This window comes from Thalassotalea castellviae, assembly GCF_031846185.1.
Lineage (GTDB): Bacteria > Pseudomonadota > Gammaproteobacteria > Enterobacterales > Alteromonadaceae > Thalassotalea_H > Thalassotalea_H castellviae.
Genome location: NZ_JAVRIF010000003.1, coordinates 263035 through 282150 on the forward strand (window position 1 = coordinate 263035; position 19116 = coordinate 282150).

General features: G+C 37.7%; 17 protein-coding genes and 1 tRNA gene. 10 read left to right on the forward strand and 8 right to left on the reverse strand.

The genetic code is table 11. The features are described 5' to 3' along the window. Positions 1 to 37 precede the first annotated feature (37 nt). Both RM573_RS07435 and RM573_RS07440 read left to right on the forward strand, forming a co-directional pair. A complete protein-coding gene (locus tag RM573_RS07435; RefSeq protein WP_311579558.1) occupies positions 38 to 562 on the forward strand; it encodes a hypothetical protein in 525 nt (174 codons plus the stop codon). 55 nt (positions 563 to 617) lie between these two features. After that, complete coding sequence (locus RM573_RS07440; protein WP_311579561.1) at positions 618 to 1187, forward strand: hypothetical protein; 570 nt, start codon at positions 618 to 620, stop codon at positions 1185 to 1187. Positions 1188 to 1318: 131 nt separating this feature from the next. On the opposite strand, the gene RM573_RS07445 is transcribed toward RM573_RS07440, so the two are convergent. Next, positions 1319 to 1395, reverse strand: a tRNA-Ile gene (locus RM573_RS07445). Positions 1396 to 1584: 189 nt separating this feature from the next. Then, positions 1585 to 4332, reverse strand: a complete 2748-nt coding sequence (locus RM573_RS07450; RefSeq protein WP_311579564.1) for a choice-of-anchor B family protein — start codon at positions 4330 to 4332, stop codon at positions 1585 to 1587. 209 nt (positions 4333 to 4541) lie between these two features. Between RM573_RS07450 and RM573_RS07455 the strand changes: the two genes are divergently transcribed. Both RM573_RS07455 and RM573_RS07460 read left to right on the forward strand, forming a co-directional pair. Then, the gene (locus RM573_RS07455) at positions 4542 to 5315 is read left to right on the forward strand and encodes an MbnP family copper-binding protein (protein ID WP_311579567.1); all 774 of its coding nucleotides are present in this window, start codon (positions 4542 to 4544) and stop codon (positions 5313 to 5315) included. Then, entirely contained in the window at positions 5308 to 6480 is a 1173-nt protein-coding gene (locus RM573_RS07460) for a methanobactin export MATE transporter MbnM (protein WP_311579569.1), read from the forward strand. The genes RM573_RS07455 and RM573_RS07460 overlap by 8 nt, the downstream gene beginning before the upstream one ends. Positions 6481 to 6591: 111 nt before the next feature. Here the strand turns inward: RM573_RS07460 and rpoD are convergent, their stop codons facing one another. From rpoD to rpsU, 4 genes are all read right to left on the reverse strand, one after another. After that, positions 6592 to 8433, reverse strand: coding sequence for an RNA polymerase sigma factor RpoD (gene rpoD, locus RM573_RS07465; RefSeq protein ID WP_311579571.1), 1842 nt, complete (start codon positions 8431 to 8433; stop codon positions 6592 to 6594). A 147-nt stretch (positions 8434 to 8580) separates the two neighbouring features. After that, positions 8581 to 10335: a DNA primase gene (gene dnaG, locus RM573_RS07470; protein ID WP_311579573.1), complete on the reverse strand. Its 1755-nt coding sequence runs from the start codon at positions 10333 to 10335 to the stop codon at positions 8581 to 8583. 190 nt (positions 10336 to 10525) lie between these two features. After that, the gene (locus RM573_RS07475; RefSeq protein WP_311579576.1) at positions 10526 to 10972 is read right to left on the reverse strand and encodes a GatB/YqeY domain-containing protein; all 447 of its coding nucleotides are present in this window, start codon (positions 10970 to 10972) and stop codon (positions 10526 to 10528) included. 42 nt (positions 10973 to 11014) lie between these two features. Beyond that, positions 11015 to 11230: a 30S ribosomal protein S21 gene (gene rpsU, locus RM573_RS07480; RefSeq protein ID WP_076420232.1), complete on the reverse strand. Its 216-nt coding sequence runs from the start codon at positions 11228 to 11230 to the stop codon at positions 11015 to 11017. A 229-nt stretch (positions 11231 to 11459) separates the two neighbouring features. On the opposite strand from rpsU, the gene tsaD reads away from it, so the two are divergent. Continuing rightward, complete coding sequence (gene tsaD, locus RM573_RS07485) at positions 11460 to 12503, forward strand: tRNA (adenosine(37)-N6)-threonylcarbamoyltransferase complex transferase subunit TsaD (protein WP_311579584.1); 1044 nt, start codon at positions 11460 to 11462, stop codon at positions 12501 to 12503. Between the two features lie 59 nt (positions 12504 to 12562). Here the strand turns inward: tsaD and plsY are convergent, their stop codons facing one another. After that, complete coding sequence (plsY, locus tag RM573_RS07490) at positions 12563 to 13159, reverse strand: glycerol-3-phosphate 1-O-acyltransferase PlsY (RefSeq protein ID WP_432280226.1); 597 nt, start codon at positions 13157 to 13159, stop codon at positions 12563 to 12565. Between the two features lie 189 nt (positions 13160 to 13348). Here plsY and folB point away from each other — a divergent pair, with 189 nt between their 5' ends. The 4 genes from folB to RM573_RS07510 all read left to right on the forward strand — a co-directional run bounded on the left by folB (position 13349) and on the right by RM573_RS07510 (position 16495). Further along, positions 13349 to 13705: a dihydroneopterin aldolase gene (folB, locus tag RM573_RS07495; protein ID WP_311579586.1), complete on the forward strand. Its 357-nt coding sequence runs from the start codon at positions 13349 to 13351 to the stop codon at positions 13703 to 13705. Further along, the gene (folK, locus tag RM573_RS07500; protein WP_311579590.1) at positions 13705 to 14196 is read left to right on the forward strand and encodes a 2-amino-4-hydroxy-6-hydroxymethyldihydropteridine diphosphokinase; all 492 of its coding nucleotides are present in this window, start codon (positions 13705 to 13707) and stop codon (positions 14194 to 14196) included. The genes folB and folK overlap by 1 nt, the downstream gene beginning before the upstream one ends. A gap of 10 nt (positions 14197 to 14206) precedes the next feature. Continuing rightward, complete coding sequence (locus tag RM573_RS07505; RefSeq protein ID WP_311579593.1) at positions 14207 to 15034, forward strand: undecaprenyl-diphosphate phosphatase; 828 nt, start codon at positions 14207 to 14209, stop codon at positions 15032 to 15034. A 303-nt stretch (positions 15035 to 15337) separates the two neighbouring features. Beyond that, entirely contained in the window at positions 15338 to 16495 is a 1158-nt protein-coding gene (locus RM573_RS07510; protein ID WP_311579596.1) for an acyl-CoA dehydrogenase family protein, read from the forward strand. 74 nt (positions 16496 to 16569) lie between these two features. Here RM573_RS07510 and RM573_RS07515 read toward each other — a convergent pair whose 3' ends face one another. Beyond that, on the reverse strand, positions 16570 to 18000 hold the full coding sequence (locus RM573_RS07515) for a diguanylate cyclase (RefSeq protein ID WP_311579598.1): 1431 nt from the start codon (positions 17998 to 18000) through the stop codon (positions 16570 to 16572). Positions 18001 to 18190: 190 nt separating this feature from the next. On the opposite strand from RM573_RS07515, the gene RM573_RS07520 reads away from it, so the two are divergent. Continuing rightward, positions 18191 to 19030, forward strand: a complete 840-nt coding sequence (locus tag RM573_RS07520; protein ID WP_311579600.1) for a tetratricopeptide repeat protein — start codon at positions 18191 to 18193, stop codon at positions 19028 to 19030. Positions 19031 to 19116 lie beyond the last annotated feature (86 nt).

A 19116-nucleotide genomic window follows, 5' to 3' on the forward strand; every position in this document is an offset into this window, starting at 1 on the left:
TAGAATTCAACATGAACAACAAATAAGGGAATACAAAATGAAAATCAAGCTAGTTTTATTAATAATATTAATGCCTTTAACTTCACTGTGTAATGCTAATGATGGCGAATCTTATCATGCTACAAATAAAAAATTTCTGGAAATTAAGGATGTTAATCACCAGGCTCAAGCGTGGGGAATATGTTCTGCGGTTTTCAAAATAACAGCTACTTTTTTTCCTGAGCAAAATGCCCAAGCAAGACAACTTCTTGATTTTGCTAGAGGTGCTGAACTTGCTGTGATAATGACCCATGTATCTGATGGGTTGGACAAAGACATTTCACCCGAAAGGTTTTCTGCTTTATGGTCTTTTTCAAAACAATTGGGTGATTCTATTCCAGAGGCAAGCTTAACGGGAATACAAGCTGATATGGAAAGGTTAGGAAAAGATGGGCAAGAGCAATTCATTAATAAGTTAAGTGCCTCGATGAAAATTTGTAGTGATAACCTTAAAGCACAACAATCTTATATTGAATTATGGCGAGAGCTTGCAAAAAGTGGGTTATTGAAAAATCCCCATTAGGCTTTAACGCTGATTGCTGTGTATTTAAGTTATTGAATAATATAGGGATTATCTCTTGAATGTTTTTCTTTGTTTTTTACTTGTTGTAGGAATTATCGGATGGCTTTGTTCGCTGCCTTTTGGTCGAATAAAGAAAAAATATTACCCTCGTTATACTAGCGTTAGAGGACATTATAGGAAAGGAACTGGGTGGATTTCAGGGCATAAGCGTAGGATTTCTGATGGCTTCAAGTATGTTTGGATACCCCATGAAAGAAAAAGTAAAAACTTAAAAGCAGAAAACAACAAATCAAAAGCTACCTACCAACCAGTTAATGAAATATTGCCTAGCTCAAAGGTAATAAATAGAGATGAAATATTTGTACAACTAATTGAGATGATTTCTACCATTCACGGTGAGCCTAAAATTATAAGCACAGTTCTTTGTCAGCTAAGAATAGATGTAGATGGGTATGCTGGAGATGAAAATAGATTTTTTAAGGTTAATGAAATGGGGGTAATACAATTGTTACAACCTAACGGTGACGTTCTGTGTAATTTTAATAATTTATCAGAAGTAAAAGATTGGTTTATTCCAAAAAAAGACCTTGAATGGGAGCAAGCATTAAAAAAAACATTTAAATAATTTAATATTAATTGTGTCATTTCTCTAGCTGCTAATGGATAAAAGCGTCCAATAGGCGTCCGAAAAATAACTTTCTCGTTATAATACGTGAAAAATCTTTAAGTAACTAATTGATATCTAATGATTTGATATGGTGGCCCCTCCCTGACTTGAACAGGGGACCTGCCGATTATGAGTCGGATGCTCTAACCAACTGAGCTAAGGGGCCATTTAGATTTGAATTGTAATACAAAGCGGATTTGTAAAACGGCGTGCAGTATAAGCATTTTTTATTTTGTTGTCACTATCACTTAAATAAAAAATGATAATTTTAATGCTGTTAGCTCATTTGTTAAGCAACTAGCGCTGAAGTTACGCTAGTTGCTTTAAATACTCGCATTTATTGTGTTTTACTTGATCATTTAAATTGGCTATTTCGAAAACTTCTGAAAGGAAATATAAACATTAAACTAAGTAGTGTTAGCCATGTTGTGCTGCCTCCACCACTGCTTTTTTGCGGTGTCACTGTGATCACTTCTGTAGGCGCTACCACTGAAATGGTGATTGAGGCCGTCGTCGCAGCACCTCGGTAGTCTGTAGCGGTGAAATTAAACACTAATGAGTCTGCAGTAGTAGGAGCGATAAAACTTGCTGTTAAGCTATCCGCGTTTGTTAATGTGATACTTGTACCAGAGGTTTGCTCCCATAAATAGGTCATTTCATCGTCGTTACTATCTGAGGCTTCTGCGCTAAGTTCTACCGTTTGTTCGGTGTTTACTTGAAAACTCTCGCCTAGGGTAACTGTTGGCGCTTCGTTTTTATCATCATCTGTGATAGTAAATAAAATTTCACCATGTGTGCCAACACGTGCATTATCGACAGCACTTAAACTAAGTACAAATGTTTCATTTTCTTCTTCTATTTCGTCGTTAATAATTGTGAGCGTGATCTCTTTGCTGGTACTGTCGCCATCAGCCCATGAAATTTCACCTGATTTATCTTCAACATCACTGCCTAATGTGGCACTAGATGCGGTTAGTTGATAATTAAAAGTAAGCTCACCTGTGGTGCTACCGATGCGATTGACTTCAACGACATATTCACCAGTATTTTCACTTAAAGTTACTGCGTTTTCAGTAAATGTCCCCGAACCTGAATCGACGATTCCAATGATATTTACTGTCGCATAACTGTTTTCACCTAATACCGCACCATTAATAGGATTGTATAAACGAATAAAGAAACTTTCTTGAAATTCACTAGCCGTTAAATCGTCTTTAATTTCAATGTTAATTGTTTTATCGGCATTATCATTAGCTGCCCATGTGAGTGTATCGTTTGCTACCACAAAATCAGAGCCGGCTTGAGCACTGCCTTGAATGATTTGATAACTTACTGCCACAGCTTCATTGGTTTCAGTGCCATTTCGTTGTACATCAATGGATAAATTGACGCCTTGTTCCGTTGTGAATGTATTCTTAGTAAAAGCAAATTTCCCTTTAGCTGAGGTTTTAGCATTGTCTTTGAGTACGTATAGGCCACTGTTTATATCACTGACGAGGATATTACCCGATGGTAAAAATGGATAAACCCCCCATGCTCCGTTAAAGTTTGCACTATTGCTTGGTGTGTAAGTATCAAAAAAACCTACTTGTGTTGGCGAGGTAGGATCTGTGATATCTAATATAGTTAAACCGCGCTCATAATTAGACATGTAATATCTATTGCCACGAACAAAACCATTGTGGTCTATTGCTCTTGTTGGGCCTGTCCATTGTCCTACTTGTATTGGTGAAGTTAAGTTTTCGATAGAAAATATTCTTACCGTGGTATTTAATCCGCCGCGATTTTCGTCAAATTCGTCGTGTAATAAAACAAATTGCTTATCTTCCGTGCCCCAACCAGAGTGGACATATTGATTACTTTTCGCAACATCGTTGTACTCTGCGCTACCTAATTGTGTCGCGTTTTCTGGGTCAGTGATATTCCATAGTTTCATTTCTTTTTCGTTAAAATCAACAAAAACCGTACAACTACCTGAAAGTAGCGCACAGTCATTTACTGCACGTTGGTCATCAACCACTAAAGACGTGCCATCGTGGGTATAGCCATTTCCATAGTTTTTAGCACTGCTTAAATTGAGTGTTGTTGGTGTGGCTAACGAGTAATTTTGAAATGCGCCACTTTTAGTGTTGGCACCAACAAGTTGTAAACTGGCGGTTTGATCCGGTAAGGGGATATTTAAAGAGTAATCTACATTACTGATATAGATATTATGGGAAGTACTGACAACGTTGTTTTTTTCAATTAAGCTAACGGAATGCGGTAAGTTATTTAAATCAATAATGGAAACGCCGCCATTATAACCTTCTGTTGTAACATAAGCATAGGCCTGCCATAAGTTAATGCTTTCATCGAAGTGTTGATACACTTTTACATCGCGCCAAGATGAATTAACCCCTGAAATGGTGCCAACTTCAACAGGCTCACTTGGATTAGACACATCCACAATGATCACACCGTTGTTTATGGTCATTAAGGCAAATTCATTGCCGGTATTTAAGTCGACATGTCCCCAAATATCACTGCCTGAACTAGGTTTACTCGACATTTGTGTTAATGGAAGATGCGCAAGTAAATCAATATTTTCACAATCAAAAATATCGGCTTTACCGTCAACACAGCTGGCATCTTTTTGACTTTCACTCAATTGTTGATAACTTGCTAGTTTTGTTTTTAACTGTTTGTCGTTTGCAAAAGATTTACCATCAGCGATGATATGAAATCCCTTTTTTCGCAATGTTTCTGTCATATCATAAGGGACATTTTTCAACGTAGTTACATTTGATTGTGGACTTTGCGATTGAAAATGATCAAAGCGATTATAGCCACCATAAATTGGCACTAAGGCGCTTTTCAAATAAAACAATTCATCACTTGAGGTGATTTGGAATTCTCCAGCGGAAAGCAAAATTTTATCGCCTTTATTGGCTTGGCTGACTGCGTATGAAATAGATTTACAAGGTCTTAACACGTTGTCGCATCGGCTATTGTCTGTGCCATTAGGAGATACAAATCGAGACTTATCATGCTCAGAGTGACTGTAAGCACTGATACTGATAGATAACAGCCCAGTTAGGGATAAAAGCGTAAAAAACTTATTCATGTAAATTCCTTTTTCATTGCTCTGAAAATGAAATAATCAACAGGGCAGGTGAAAACTTATGTAACTTAAGTAAGGTTGTGGTTAACTTAAATGGTTTAACGATAATTATAACTTAGCATTAACGTCTCATATTTTGAATGTTTGCTCTGTTTTAAATGTTAATTTATTGTAAAATAAAATGTGCATCAACGAAGTGTCTAGGAATTTTGATGATAAGAAAATATACAGTCTATCTGTTTGTCATGTTGGTTATATGTGGCTGTAGTGAACAAAACAGCCAGACAAAATTAGTGTTTGAGCCTTCATATAATGGGCAAGCTATTGCATGTAATAACACGATTAATCATCAAAATAATGAGTGGTCCGTTAATCAATTGCAATTTTTTATTAGCCAAATTCAGTTGCAAAATAAACAAGGCACATGGCAAAACATGTCGCTAGCGAAAACAGCTAAACAAACTGAAAAAATCGCGTTAATTGGCAGTACTTGCCAAAAGACAGAGTTTGAACAGTGGCAATTAATCTTCAATAATGTGTTTGATATTACTGATTTTCAAGCGCTGCGTTTTTCATTAGGCGTACCTTTTGAGCAAAACCATGTTAACCCTCTGGAACAACCGAGCCCACTTAATGATTCTGCTATGTTTTGGGTGTGGCAAACGGGTCATAAATTTCTTCGACTTGAACTAAGTAGTGGGGCTGACAATTGGCTATTTCATTTAGGCTCAACAGGTTGTCGCTCGCAAAGTGTGATGCGAGCGCCTCGCGAGGCGTGTCTTTATCCCAATTTTTTTCAATTTGAACTGCCCTTGGATGATTCAAATACAATTGGTTTTGAGCTCAGTAAATTAATTGATGGATTAGAGCTTACAATGGAGACAAGTTGCCAATCTGAACATGATAACTTAGCGTGTCAGACTTTATTTTCACGGTTAAATGAAAGTGGCGAACAAGCGGTATTTCGAGTTCCAGTTAATGATTAATCGATGCGGTTTATTATTAAAAGGATCATTGACGACGGCTACCTTGATGATAGTCATGTTGACTCTTGTGAGTTGTGGCGAAAATAAAAAATCAACAGCTCAATATCAATGGTCAATTCCACAAGGTTTTCCAAAGCCGCAAGTGCCAAGCAATAATGAAATGTCTACTGAGAAAGTCGCATTAGGTAAACGACTTTTTTATGATAAAAATTTATCATTTAATCGGCAGCAATCATGTGAAAGTTGCCACCAACAAGCGTTCGCCTTTGCTGAGCCTAAAGTAACTTCGGTGGGAACAAGTGGTGAAACTCATCGACGAAACGCCCCCGCACTTGTCAATATTGCTTATAATAAAACCTTAACTTGGGCGCATGATGGTTTAACCTCGTTAGAGCAACAAATTCTGATCCCTATGTTTGGAGAATCTCCAATAGAACTGGGGATTACTCATCATGATTCCGAGGTGTTAGCTCGTTTTAACACCGCAGAATATAAGCCACTGTTTAGCGCTGCGTTTCCAGGGCAAACGATAAGTTTTGATTTAATGGTTAAAGCATTAGCGAGTTTTGTGCGAAGTCTAATCTCGTTGAATGCGCCATTTGATCAATATGCTTATCAGGGCGATGATAGTGCGATTTCAACATCAGCGTTACGTGGTATGAATTTGTTTTTTTCGGAAAAGCTAGAATGTCACCATTGTCATGGAGGTTTTAATTTTACCCAATCAACTAGCCATGAAAAGCAATTAATTGACCGTCGACCTTTTCACAATACAGGTTTATATAATGTAAAGATTGGAAATAACGTTATCGGTTACCCTGAAATAGATGTCGGACTTGCCGAAATTTCTACGCTCGCTCGTGATAATGGTCGATTTAGAGCGCCAACGCTACGCAATGTTGAAGTAACTGCGCCTTATATGCATGACGGTAGCATTAGTACCTTGTCGCAAGTGTTAGACTTTTATGCCAGAGGCGGGCGTAAAGTTTCTGAAGGTAGCTATCAAGGAGATGGTCGGGAAAACTCATTGAAATCTCCTTTTATTAAGGGTTTTGAGATGAGTGCACAAGACAAAACTGATTTGATCAACTTCTTGAAAACACTAACTGATCAATCTTTTTTAGAAAACGCTGAATTTGCAAAACCGGTAGTAAGAAGCCAATGATATCTACAAAGTACTAAGTATCGCTTTAATTTAGAATCGGTTTATTTTAATGAAAAAAAACTCCAGCTAATAAGCTGGAGTTTTTAAAATATATCACATAACGGATTTTATTTATTCACCGTCTAAGAAGCTTTTCAGTTGTTCAGAACGAGAAGGGTGACGCAGTTTACGTAAGGCTTTCGCTTCAATTTGACGAATACGTTCACGTGTTACATCAAATTGTTTACCTACTTCTTCAAGCGTGTGGTCAGTATTCATGTCAATACCAAAACGCATTCTTAACACTTTCGCTTCACGAGCAGTTAAGCCTGCTAATACTTCATGAGTCGCATCTTTTAAGTTCTCAGATGTTGCCGAGTCAACTGGTAATTCACCGCTGCCATCTTCTATAAAGTCACCTAAATGTGAATCTTCATCATCACCGATAGGCGTTTCCATTGAAATTGGCTCTTTAGCTATTTTTAATACCTTACGAATTTTATCTTCAGGCATGATCATACGTTCAGCTAATTCTTCTGGTGTTGGCTCACGTCCCATTTCTTGCAACATTTGACGTGAAATACGATTTAATTTGTTAATCGTTTCAATCATATGTACAGGAATACGTATGGTTCTGGCTTGGTCAGCAATAGAACGAGTAATCGCTTGTCGGATCCACCATGTAGCATACGTTGAGAATTTGTAACCACGACGGTATTCAAATTTATCAACCGCTTTCATCAAACCAATGTTACCTTCTTGGATTAAATCTAAGAATTGTAAACCACGGTTGGTGTATTTTTTCGCGATAGAAATTACAAGACGTAAGTTCGCTTCAACCATTTCTTTTTTCGCACGGCGAGCTTTAGCTTCACCAATTGACATACGACGGTTAATATCTTTTATGCCATGTACATTTAAGAAAGTTTCTTCTTCTAATTGATTTAACTTATAAATACAACGTTCAACATCTAGTTCAATATCTGCCATTTTTGCAGAATGAGGTAAACCAGCGGCTTGTTGTTCTTCAAACCAATTTTTAGAAGTTTCATTACCTGGGAATATTTTGATAAAAGTGGCTTTTGGCATGCCTGCACCAACCACACAGTGCTTCATGATCAAACGTTCTTGCACACGTAAGCGATCCATTACGCTACGCATATTCTTCACTAATTTATCGAAAACCTTAGGTACTAAACGGAACTCTTTAAATACTTCCGCGAGTGCATCAATGGCTGTTTGTGCGTCTTTATGTCCACGACCTTTTGCCGCAATAACTTTGTTTGCACTTTCATAAGCTTCACGTAAAAGAGTGAATTTTTCGCGCGCTAATTCAGGACAAGGACCTGTATCTTCTTCTTCCTCGTCTTCGTCGTCATCATTGTTATCATCTTCATCTTTAAGTTCTTCTTCAGATAATTCAGAACCAATGTGAGTTGCTGCTGCTGGGATCTCTTCTTCTTCTGCATCAGGGTCTAAAAAACCAACAATAATGTCGCTTAAACGGCCTTCTTCTGCTTCAAAATTATCCCATTGCTCTAATAAATAATTAATTGCAGGTGGGTATTCAGCAACTGAACGTTGCACTTCTTTGATACCTTCTTCGATACGTTTAGCGATAACAATTTCGCCTTTACGTGTAAGAAGTTCAACGGTTCCCATTTCACGCATATACATACGTACAGGATCCGTTGTTCTACCAATTTCACTTTCAACGGTAGCAAGTGCCTGAGCTGCAGCTTCTGCCGCATCTTCATCAGTATTTGCTTCACTCATCATTAGCGTATCGCTATCAGGAGCATTTTCAAATACTTGAATACCCATGTCGTTGATCATACGTACGATGTCTTCAACTTGGTCTGAATCGATAATGTCTTGCGGGAGATGATCGTTAACTTGAGCAAATGTTAAATACCCTTGCTCTTTACCTTTGGTAATTAACTCTTTTAATCTAGATTGTGGGGCTTGATCCATTGACGAGTGTCCACCTAATTTATGGCTATCAAATTGAAAACAGTAAGCCGGAAATTATAGCCAATCAGTGACTAAATTACCAGCGATAAACTATTATCGTATTATTTATATGTTATATAGTTAAAATATGTTTTAACTTCAACCTGTTTAAGCTGTTAGCAGGCTATATAGCTCTTGTTTTTCTTCTTTGCTCAGCCCGTTTTTTTGCTCTTTCGCAATTAATTGTTCTGTGCGCTGTTCAATAAATTTATTCAAAAAACTTTCTAAAATATCTAAAAAAGTACTCTCAGCGTTTTCTGCTTCAACATAATGTTCAAGGCACATTAATTTTGTTAATTGCGCTCCTTCAGGTGTGCCGCGAAAATACTCAATTAATTGCGCACTATTAATCTTTTTATTTTCATTACACAACTGAACTAACCGGTTTAATAACGGCATTCCTGGCATGTCTAATTGCTGTAAAATAGAGCTGTCAGGAATTGCTTTTACTATATGGGGATGCTCAAGCAATAATGCAATAGCCAGACGAATTGGCGTGATTTTAGGTTGTTTGTTTTTTGGTTTGTGTTGTTCTTTACTATGATGGCGACGCAATTCTTCTAAGCGTTTTTCACTGCCACGGGCAAACTTATTGGCAATCGATGAAATAATACTTTGCTTAAGAAAACTCTCAGGTAATTTATTTAGATAAGGCTGAAATAGCTCAACAAGTTTTGATGTGCCTTCATTCGTATTTAAATCGGTTTGCTCAGATAAGTTATTGAGTAAAAATTCGGATAACGGCATGGCATTATCTAAAATATTTTCAAAGGCTTGTTGGCCTTGTTCGCGTATCAATGAGTCAGGGTCTTCACCATCAGGCAAAAAGACAAACTTTAACGAATAGCCATCGCGGATCAGCGGTAAGGCGTTGTCCATGGCGCGCCAAGCTGCATCTCGACCGGCTCTATCGCCATCGTAACAACAAATAACTTCTTTGACGGTGCGAAATAAAGTTTGCAATTGCTCTGGTGTTGTTGCTGTACCAAGTGAGGCAACGGCATAGTTTACGCCATGTTGTGCTAAAGCGACAACATCCATATAACCTTCAACAACCACTAGACGAGTAAGTTGTTTATTGGCTTTTTTAGCTTCAAAAAGTCCGTAAAGTTCTTGGCCTTTATGATAAATACGTGTTTCAGGCGAATTTAAATATTTAGGCGTGCCGTCGCCTAATACTCGACCACCAAAGCCTAATGTTCGGCCTCGTTTATCACGAATAGGAAACATAATACGGCCACGAAAACGATCATAAGGTTTGTTTTTATCCCCTTGAATCGCCATGCCTAAATCAATTAACTGTTGCGTTATGTCGCGGTTTTTTGCAAAAGCGCTCATCATGCCATCCCAAGCATCACTGATGTAGCCCATGCCAAAGTGTTTGACGATTTCTCCGCTTAATCCACGACCTTTTAAATATTCAATGGCGGTTTCTTTATCAGTTGCAACTTTAAGTTGTTGTTGATAGAACCGAGCAATACTGTCCATCAATTCGTAATCATTTTGCTTTTGTTGATAAGCTTGCTGTTGTTTTAATTGTTGTGCAGGTGATTGATTATTCTGTTCTCTTGGCACTTCCATATTATAATGAGAGGCGAGTTCTTCTATCGCGTCAGGGAACTCTAGTCGATCAAATTCCATTAAAAATGAAATGGCATTGCCGTGTTCACCACAGCCAAAACAATGATAAAATTGTTTGTCTTGGCTAACAGTAAACGAGGGAGATTTTTCGGTATGAAATGGACAGCAAGCTTGGTAGTTTTTACCTGCTTTTTTTAAGGGTACTCTCGAATCAATTAGTTCTACGATATCAGCGCGTGCTAATAAATCGTCGATAAATTGTCTGGGGATCATACCTGCCATGTCTTTTAAAAACCTATTTGAAAAGAGATTAGTGGTTCAAATAAATTTGACTACTATCAAAAATAACCTTGCTACTTTAGCGTAAATATAAAAAAACCGCATCTAAAAGATACGGTTTTATGTTCATCAAGAACGCTATAACGTGCTGTCATTGATCACGACAAACAACTAATTATGTTCCGATTGACTTTTAACTATTTAAGGCCGCTCTCACTTGACCACTTACCGAACCCATGTCTGCTTTACCTTGCATGGCAGGTTTTAATAGCGCCATTACTTTTCCCATGTCAGCCATAGAAGCTGCACCAGTTTCAGTAATTGCATTGGTGATCAATTGTTGGATTTCGTCTTGAGTTAGTGGTTGCGGTAGAAACGTTTCTAGTGCGACCACTTCTGCTTGTTCATTCGCCGCCATATCTTCTCGACCACCATCGGTAAACATTTTGATAGATTCTTTGCGTTGTTTAACCATTTTGGTTAATACCGCAATGATGTTCTCATCAGTTGCTTCCGTGTTGTGATCAATTTCAGCTTGCTTGATAGCAGACAATGCCATGCGGATAACGCCAAGACGTAATTTGTCTTTAGCTCGCATGGCATTTTTCATTTCATCTTTGAGTTGTATGAGTAAGCTCATAATAACTGGTTCAGTTAACTCAAATAATAACTAAGATTTTTCTTAGTACATGCGAACGCGACGAGCGTTCTCACGAGAAACTTTTTTGGCAGCACGTTTAACAGCAGCTGCTTTTTTACGTTTACGTTCCCAAGTTGGTTTTTCGTAACATTCGCGACGACGAACTTCTGAAAGGATACCTGCTTTTTCACATGAACGCTTAAAACGACGTAATGCTACGTCAAATGGTTCGTTTTCTCTTACTTTAATTACTGGCATGTACTGTTTTACCTTAGTTATGTATCTATATAAATCGGTGTTCGATTTCAGCCATTTGGCCTCATCTTCACCCACTCTATTAAAAATTGGTGCCGTATTCTAATGCTAAGGTAAGGTACTTGTAAAGTTATAAATGATTTTTATCCTGTAAAGCCGCTGGTGAAAAAAGTTGTTAACAGGTAAAATCGGCGACTTTACATTCATAGCAGAAAATCTGGGCTTATAAATAATGCGTATTTTAGGAATTGAAACCTCTTGTGATGAAACTGGTATCGCTATTTATGATGATGGAAAAGGCGATTTACCTGAAGGAATAGTTGCGCATCGATTATATAGTCAAATTGCTGTTCATGCAGATTATGGTGGTGTTGTACCTGAACTTGCCTCGCGTGATCATGTTAGAAAAACGATTCCGCTGATTAAAGAAGTCTTAGCGGAAGCTAATTTAACGCCGAAAGATCTTGATGGTGTCGCGTATACCTCTGGTCCTGGTTTAGTTGGCGCGTTACTTGTTGGTTGCTCTATTGGTCGAAGTTTAGCGTATGGTTGGGGGTTACCTGCTGTTCCTGTACATCACATGGAAGGACATTTATTAGCGCCCATGTTAGAAGATGATGTACCTGAATTTCCGTTTGTTGCTTTGTTAGTGTCTGGCGGTCATACCATGCTGGTTCGGGTTGATGGCATTGGTCAGTATGAATTGTTAGGTGAATCGGTTGATGATGCTGCCGGTGAAGCATTTGATAAAACGGCTAAATTATTAGGGTTAGATTATCCGGGAGGCCCAGCTTTATCAAAAATGGCAGAAACTGGCGTTAAAGGTCGGTTTAAATTTCCAAGGCCTATGACCGATAGACCAGGTTTAGATTTTAGCTTTAGTGGATTAAAAACCGCAACGGCAACCGCTATTCGTAAAGAAATAGACATACATGGCACTATGGATGAACAAACTCATGCGGATATTGCTTATGCATTTCAAGAAGCAGTGGTTGATACCTTGGCGATAAAGTGTCGCCGTGCCTTACAGCAATGTGAATTAACACGTTTGGTTATTGCTGGCGGAGTAAGTGCGAATACGGCCTTAAGAGCAAAGCTTGCACAAATTACGCAAAAAGTTGGCGGGCAAGTTTATTATCCTCGTCCTGAATTTTGTACTGATAATGGTGCCATGATTGCTTTTGCGGGCATGCAACGTTTAAAGGCTGGAACTAATTCTGATTTAACGTTTAAAGCAACGCCACGCTGGCCTTTAGATAGCCTTTCTGCTATCTAAGTAGTTGATATTACAATAGGAAGTTTATCGACAATAGATAAATTTTCTCTTGTAGTCGCTTAAATTTTCAGTTTGTTATTTACTTTAGGCTCTGTGCCTTTTATTAAGCGAACTATATTTCCTTTATGCCGCATGATGATGAGCACCGAAAGCATGATCACCGGATAGGTGTAAATAGGTTTTAAGAGCCAAGTATAAAATGGGGCTAACGAAACGGCGACAATTGCGGCTAAACTTGAAAATCGAGTAAATTTAAGAATGGTCAGCCATGTAAAAATTAATAAACCACCTAAGTCTAGTCCTATTGGTAATAATACTCCAAATGCAGTGGCAACAGCTTTGCCACCTTTGAAGTTAAAAAAGACTGGAAACATATGGCCTAAGCAGGTGGCTAATGCAATGACGCCTAAATAGATAGGCTCAACATTAACAAAGTATGCACCCCACACAGGTATTGCACCTTTTAAAATATCAAAAATTAAAACACTGATAGCCGCCCATTTTCCGCCGATGCGATAAACATTCGTTGCGCCGGGATTTTTTGAACCTGTGGTTCGAGGATCAGGAAGGTTTAATACTTTGCAAACTAAAACAGCACTGGATATTGAACCTAATAAATAGGCTGCAATTGTCAATGCAAAAGTGAGCAAAAGCATGTAAAAGTCCTTTTATCAGAGTGTATGGATGTTTATTAATTCAGTATTGTATAACTTAGTTCACTAGTTTTTCTACTCTTAGGCAGGTAAACTCGCCAATTAATTTGTAATATACCATTAAAATTTTATAAGTGGTTGACCTCATCCCAGAGTATTCAAGCCATTTATCGATAAAAGAGTAGCGTTAAGATGGATAAAGTTTTTATTCGAGGGTTAAATATTCAAACCACTATTGGCTTTTTTGCTTGGGAAAAAGAAATAAAACAAACATTAGTCATTGATCTTGCTATGGGTTGGAATACGCAATTAGCTGCTGAAAATGACGAGCTTGATAAAACCTTAGATTACGCTGACATATCGGAAAAAATAGCCTTGTTTGCTAATGACAACCCTGTTGATTTATTAGAAACACTTGCTGAACGTTTAGCGAATTATTTAATGACAACGTTTCATATTCCTTGGTTAAAGCTGAGTATAGGCAAGCCAGGTGCGGTTCATAATGCTGATACCGTAGGAGTAGAAATTGAACGAGGTCAAGCGAAGTAATGGTGCAAGTATATTTATCGCTTGGCAGTAATATTGATCGTGAAAATAATTTAAAGTCTGGGTTAACTGAATTAACCGCCATTTATCATGAGTTAACGTTATCATCATTATTTGAAAGTGAGGCGGTTGGATTTGATGGCTCACCTTTTTACAATATGGTGGTGGGGTTACAAACAAACCAAACGATAGAAGAATTAAGTAAAACGTTACGTGAAATTGAATATAAATTTGGCAGAGAAGCAAACGCGAAAAAATTTAGTCCAAGAACGTTAGATATTGATATTTTACTATATGGCGACCTTGTACAAAGCGAGCCAGTTCAACTTCCACGTGATGAAATTAGTTTTAATGCCTTTGTTTTATGGCCACTCGCCGAAATAGCGCCACAACTATTACATCCTGTTTTAAAACAAAGTTACCATTCGTTATGGCAAAACTTTGACAAAAACACCCAAAAATTAGCAATCATTCCGTTTAACTGGCAAGGATAATCACCAGAAAATGAGCACTATTGAGATTTTTTTATTAGCCATAATTCAAGGCTTAACTGAGTTTTTACCTATATCAAGTTCCGCACACTTAATTTTGCCATCTGCGATTTTAGGTTGGCAAGATCAAGGTCTTGCTCTCGATGTTGCCTTACATGTTGGTACCTTGTTTGCTGTGGTACTTTATTATCGAAAAGAAGTCGGTCGTATGGCGGTTGCTTGGTTTGGCACCGTAGGTATCGGCCCAGAAAAAAATAATCAATCATTCGATGGAAAATTAGCATGGTGGATTTTATTTGCCACCATTCCTTTAGGGGCGGTTGGCTTTATTGGTCATGACTTTATCGACGCAAACTTAAGAAGTGCAGCGGTGATAGCGGCAACCACTATATTGTTCGGCTTATTACTTGGCTTTGCAGATTTCTCAGCAGGTAAAAGAAAAGCAGAACAAAACGTCAGTATCGAAAACTTAGGCCTAAAGGGTGCGATGATTATTGGTTTCGCACAAATGCTAGCATTAATACCGGGTACTTCACGTTCTGGTATCACCATGACTTTAGGTTTAATGCTTGGTTTAAGTAGAGAGAATGCTGCACGATTTTCCTTTTTATTGTCGATTCCAGCGATTGCGATGGCAGGGGGGTATTTAACTTTAAAACTAGCTTCTTCTGCTGATGCAGTTGATTGGCAAGTACTAGGTTTAGGGAGTGTGCTAGCGTTTTTAAGTGCTTATGCATGTATCCATTACTTTTTAATTCTAGTGGGTAAACTAGGCATGATGCCATTTGTTATATATCGCTTAATACTCGGTTTTGGTCTTGTATGGTTTCTAATGAGTTAATCCGTGACTTATTGTTAGTGACAAATGACTTAAGATATCACGCGCTTTTATAGCGAGTTTTTATGTTCAGGATGAACGGTATAACGCAATCACATGGATGTGAAAGAGCGTATATGTTCAGGATGAACGGTATAACGTAATCACATGGATGTGAAAGAGCGTATATGTTCTATAGAAATACCTACCTTTTGATCATTATTCACGATTACACTTTACGTAAACGTTAAATAGTTGATGAGAAATTTTTAATCTTTGTTTAGTATAGTGGGATTGAAAACTACTTTACAAAAATGAGTGATCCTAATGAATCTTTCGTTAACTGAAGAACAGGTCATGATTCAAGACATGGCACGTAAATTTGCTGAAACAGAATTGGCACCTGTTGCTGCTGAGCTTGATGAAACACAAAACCAAACCATATTTCTAGAAAATTTAGCGAAGTTGACTGAATTAGGTTTTATGGGCTTAAACATAAAAGCTGAATATGGTGGCGTAGAAGCAGGCACTGTTGCTTTTAGTTTAGCGATCACTGAAATTGCACGCGCTTGTGCTTCAACTGCGGTAACTACCTCAGTAACCAATATGGTTGCAGAAGTGATCCAAGCCATTGGTAGTGAAGAACATAAACAAACATATTTACCTAAATTATGCAGCGGTGAATATCAAGCCGGCGCATTCTGTTTAACGGAAAGTGGCGCGGGTTCAGATCCTGCAGGTATGAAAACGACGGCTGAATTAGACGGCGACGAATATGTCTTAAATGGCAATAAACTTTATATTACCAGCGCAAGCTTTGCGGGCATTTATGTCGTTTGGGCGGTGACAGATACCAGTGCGCCTAAAGGGAAAGGCATCTCTTGTTTCTTAGTGGAAGCGAATACCCCAGGGATCACAGTCAGTAAAGCTGAAGAAAAAATGGGCCAGAAAGCATCGCCAACCAATGAAGTAAGCTTTACTAATTGTCGTATTCCAAAAAGTGCATTAATGGGTGGCGAAAATAAAGGCTTTGCGGTTGCTGTAGGTGAGTTAGCAGGTGGTCGTATTGGTATCGGCTCTTTGGCGTTAGGTATTGGCTTGGCTGCGATGGATTACGCCCGTGATTATTTGACTGAGCGTAAACAATTTAATCAGTCGTTATCGAGCTTTCAAGGCTTGCAGTGGAAACTTGCAGACCGTTACACCGAACTTGAAGCGGCAAGGTTGTTATTGATGCAAGCGGCTTATACTAAAGAGCAAGGGCTACCATTTGGTAAAGAAGCTTCAATGGCGAAATTATTTGCCGCAGAAAAAGCGAATATTGCTTGTTATGATGCACTGCAAATGATGGGGGGAGCAGGTTATATTAAAGAATATCCACTTGAACGTTTCGCCAGAGATGTGCGAGTTACCTCGATTTATGAAGGCACCAGTGAAATCCAAAAGGTGATTATTTCAAGAGCATTATTAAAAGAAGTGAGTTAATTATTCTCGAAAAGTACCGTTACGAACATAAAATGTAACGGTACTTAATTTTTTAATATCTCAGCATTAAGGAATTAAGTACTCACTTTATTGGTATTGCCCAATGTCGAAATTGAATTTTTTCCTTGCGCTTTGGCTTGATACATAGCGTTATCAGCAGAGATAAACCATTCATCCGCTGAGTCTTTAGTATGTAGTTCGGATATACCGATACTGCAAGTGACGTTAGGGCAAGCTTCACTTTTCATTTCTTGCAACGCTTGTTGAAAACGTTTTGCTAAAAGTATAGCTTTATCTATATCGGTTTCAGGACACAATAATACAAATTCTTCTCCCCCCCATCTTGCTACTATGTCTGAGTTACGGGCACATTTGATCAGTACATTCGATAGATTTTTAAGAATATCATCACCGACTTTATGCCCTAAGGTATCATTGATTTGTTTAAAGTCATCGATATCAATCATGATCAAGCATGAGCGTTTGTTGTATCGGTCTTTTAACTTAATTTGTTGATTGATCATTTCAGCTAAATGAGATCGATTATAAAGCATCGTAAGTGGATCTCTTATGGCTAGCTCAGCAAGCTGCTTATTTTTAGCATCTAATTGCGCATGTAATGCTTTTAATTTTTTATTTTTACTAGCTAATGCTCGACTAAAACGCACTGAGCGTGAATATCCCACATAAAGGATAATAAAAATTGCGCTGAAAAAACACGCTAAGCCAAGCACTAAAGTGTAATCTGTTTTATGAACAAAGTTCGTGGTTTTAAAATAATCAAAGACGGTTTGATGATCTTGCTCTGAAATTTTACTAATCGCTTGATTTAAATGAGGTAGTAAAAATTCTGAATGTTTATTGACACCAATTCGCAATTTATCTTCGAGTTCCGCGATACCAACAATTCTTAACTTGGAAAATGAAGCGTCTTGTATGATTTTATTCGCGCTATAATAAGAACCGACATAATAATCTATTTCTTTGGCTTCAACTTTTTCCAAACCTTCTAATTCATTATTTACAGCGATAACATTTATATGAGGGAAGTTCTTTTTCAAGTAATGATATAAGCGATAATCTAATACAACTGCAATTGATTGCGTGGTAATACTCGATAAATTGCCGATCATCGGTTGATCATAATGAGCATATAAAGCATTAGGAGCATGAAAATATACATCAGAAAACGTTAAAAAGTGATCCCTTTCTGGTGACTGATTAAGCATTGAAATGAAATGGCATTTGTTTGTTTTCACAAACTCTAAGGTTTGATGCCAATCTGTTGTGGGGACAAGCTGAAATGTCAGCGGCGACTTCTGACTAATAATGTCTAAATATTCTTTTGAAATTCCTTCATGCTTTTTATTGTGGATAGCTTCATAAGGTGCCCATTTAGGATCAACACAATATTTAATTTTAGTTAACTCTGCTTTTTGAGCCCAAGCAATGCTTCCCCAAAATATTAAAGTGACCACTAGTAGGCAAAGGATGTTTTTAAACAAATAAAACCTTCTTATTTTTATCTTTCAAAGCAGAAAAAGTGATTAATCCTTTAAACTACCTTAGCGCTGAGCTCGTTATACTTTAATATAGAAGGGTTTTATGAAAAATAAAACCCTTAATCTTACCTTGTTAATTATTGAAGCGTCCCCAAATAAAGTGTATTGAAATCTATTAAAGATTAGGTCGAATATGAACGTTGCGATGACAGTAGAGAATTTTCAAAAAATTATTGTTGAAGATTCTAAAGAAAAATTAGTTTTAGTCGATTTTTGGGCAGAGCAAGTGCCTGAAAGTGTTGAATTAAGAGATAAACTTGCCAGTTCACTTAACGCATTTGAAGCACATATTTTATTAGCGACGGTTGATTGCCAAACCGAGCAACAAATTGCCCAACAATTTGGTATTCAAGGCTTACCGACCGCAGTATTAGTGAAAGATGGTCAACCCATTGATGGTTTATCAGGGCCTCAAACGGATGACACTATCAAAGCATTTTTAGATAAACATTTACCAAAAGAAGAAGATCTATTATTTGCTCAAGCTCAAAAGTTAATAGAGGCGAATGATATCAATCAAGCCTTTACTGTTATTTCACAAGCATATCAACTTAATAATGAACGTGCTGATATCAAACTTTTATTGGCGGATGTATATATTCAAACCGGTAAAATTAGTGAAGCAGAGTCATTGTTATCAACGATATTAATGGTTGATCAAGGCAGTGAATATCAAGCGGTCATGGCAAAGCTTGAATTAGCGAGCCAAGCGGCAAATTCACCTGAAATTCAAGCGTTAGAAAGTGAATTAGCAAAAGCGCCTGATAACGTTGAATTACAACAAAACTTAGCGGCGCAATATAGCCAAGTGAATCGTCATGAAGAAGCGTTAACGCTTTTGTTTAGGTTGGTACAAAAAGATAGTAGCGATCAAAAAAGTAAAGACTTGCTACTTGATATTTTAAAAGCACTGCCAGACGGTGATCCGTTAGCAACCAAGTTTCGAAGAAAGTTATACACCTTAATGTATTAAAAAGAACTGTGCTTAAGCAAGAATGATTTATTGCTTAAGCACTTTTTTTTTGTCAGTTCTTAATTTTTCTGTACTCAATTTTTCTG

Excerpts from the sequence above, each read along its gene's own strand:
- RM573_RS07435 (WP_311579558.1), top strand. The coding sequence starts at position 38 with ATGAAAATCAAGCTAGTTTTATTAATAATATTAATGCCTTTAACTTCA.
- RM573_RS07450 (WP_311579564.1), bottom strand. The coding sequence starts at position 4,332 with ATGAATAAGTTTTTTACGCTTTTATCCCTAACTGGGCTGTTATCTATC.
- RM573_RS07455 (WP_311579567.1), top strand. The coding sequence starts at position 4,542 with ATGATAAGAAAATATACAGTCTATCTGTTTGTCATGTTGGTTATATGT.
- RM573_RS07460 (WP_311579569.1), top strand. The coding sequence starts at position 5,308 with ATGATTAATCGATGCGGTTTATTATTAAAAGGATCATTGACGACGGCT.
- rpoD (WP_311579571.1), bottom strand. The coding sequence starts at position 8,433 with ATGGATCAAGCCCCACAATCTAGATTAAAAGAGTTAATTACCAAAGGT.
- dnaG (WP_311579573.1), bottom strand. The coding sequence starts at position 10,335 with ATGGCAGGTATGATCCCCAGACAATTTATCGACGATTTATTAGCACGC.
- RM573_RS07475 (WP_311579576.1), bottom strand. The coding sequence starts at position 10,972 with ATGAGCTTACTCATACAACTCAAAGATGAAATGAAAAATGCCATGCGA.
- rpsU (WP_076420232.1), bottom strand. The coding sequence starts at position 11,230 with ATGCCAGTAATTAAAGTAAGAGAAAACGAACCATTTGACGTAGCATTA.
- tsaD (WP_311579584.1), top strand. The coding sequence starts at position 11,460 with ATGCGTATTTTAGGAATTGAAACCTCTTGTGATGAAACTGGTATCGCT.
- plsY (WP_432280226.1), bottom strand. The coding sequence starts at position 13,159 with ATGCTTTTGCTCACTTTTGCATTGACAATTGCAGCCTATTTATTAGGT.
- folB (WP_311579586.1), top strand. The coding sequence starts at position 13,349 with ATGGATAAAGTTTTTATTCGAGGGTTAAATATTCAAACCACTATTGGC.
- folK (WP_311579590.1), top strand. The coding sequence starts at position 13,705 with ATGGTGCAAGTATATTTATCGCTTGGCAGTAATATTGATCGTGAAAAT.
- RM573_RS07505 (WP_311579593.1), top strand. The coding sequence starts at position 14,207 with ATGAGCACTATTGAGATTTTTTTATTAGCCATAATTCAAGGCTTAACT.
- RM573_RS07510 (WP_311579596.1), top strand. The coding sequence starts at position 15,338 with ATGAATCTTTCGTTAACTGAAGAACAGGTCATGATTCAAGACATGGCA.
- RM573_RS07520 (WP_311579600.1), top strand. The coding sequence starts at position 18,191 with ATGAACGTTGCGATGACAGTAGAGAATTTTCAAAAAATTATTGTTGAA.